The organism is Megasphaera sp. SC8-1 (genome assembly GCF_024436295.1).
GTDB lineage: Bacteria > Bacillota > Negativicutes > Veillonellales > Megasphaeraceae > Megasphaera > Megasphaera elsdenii.
Genome location: NZ_JANFQH010000022.1, coordinates 1 through 1,101, shown reverse-complemented (window position 1 = coordinate 1,101; position 1,101 = coordinate 1). Strand labels below are relative to the sequence as shown.

General features: G+C 34.4%; 2 protein-coding genes. One reads left to right on the top strand and one right to left on the bottom strand.

What is annotated here, in order from left to right; genetic code table 11:
* Positions 1-386 (bottom strand): TRM11 family methyltransferase (locus NOS26_RS06485; protein WP_255917435.1); only part of this gene is annotated, 386 nt, incomplete at its 3' end.
* A gap of 192 nt (positions 387-578) precedes the next feature.
* On the opposite strand from NOS26_RS06485, the gene NOS26_RS06480 reads away from it, so the two are divergent.
* A partial coding sequence (locus NOS26_RS06480) for a PD-(D/E)XK nuclease superfamily protein (RefSeq protein WP_255917434.1) occupies positions 579-1,101 on the top strand: 523 nt, incomplete at its 3' end.

Sequence of the window (1,101 nt, the reverse complement as noted above, 5' to 3'; positions counted from 1 at the left end):
TACGGAGGGTGAGTACAAATAAAATCAATCGATTCATCTTTTATAAAATGAAGATTCCGCGCATCCCCTTGTTTCAAATAAATTTTCCCCATATTAGGACATGAAAAATTACATTTCTCGCGACAACGTTCTAGCGCCTTTTCATTTATATCAATGCCAATGCAATTCCGATTTAACAATTTAGCTTCCACTAAGGTCGTTCCCCCACCTACAAAGCAGTCTAAAGTCCTATCCCCTTCGCCAGAATATCGAAGGATTAAATTGCGTGGGATGTAAGGAGACCAATTTCCACGATATTTGCCATCATGCGTAGCCCATTTTCCTCGTTGCGGAAAAGACCATACCGATGTCATTTCCAATGTAAAATCATCTGGCTGCCATTTCATTTTATCACCTCAAATAAACTTTTATCATCATAAATGTACGAGGTGAAAATGAGAATATCATAAAAATTCACGCAAAGATCATTAAAAATTCATTAGAAAGTCAAAAGTGCCTCAAAAATTGAGTATAATAAAGATCCATATTAAATGACTAAAAAGTCAATTTAAAATTTATTCACGAAAGGAGTTTTTATTATGACTCGTATTCCAAACACCCATGGTGGAGGCGCAAAAACCAATATGAATGGTTTAAGATTTGAACAAACAACATCGTTAAATGACGCCTTACAATATCATAACTTCATATTGAAACCAATTTCATCAAATCGGAAATCAATCGGTTACGAAGTCTGTAGAGGAAAGACTCTCATCGGCTATTCCGTTCCCAAACATGCTTTATATTCTTGCTTTTTAGCACCTCATGGAATCAATTATCGTCAGTATAATTCAAAACAATGGCTTCCTGATGAATGTTTCATTAATGAAATAACAAAAACGGCGTTTATCATTGAAAAAAAGTTTCAAAGCGAATCTGGATCCGTTGATGAAAAATTGCCTGGTTGTCATTTCAAGAAACAAGAATATGAAAAATTGTTTTCTCCATTAGGCTATTCCGTAGTATTTATTTACGTATTCAATGATTGGTTTCAACACTCCATGTATCGCGACACCTTGCAATATATTGCAAATATGGAATGTTACTACTTCTTCAATGAAA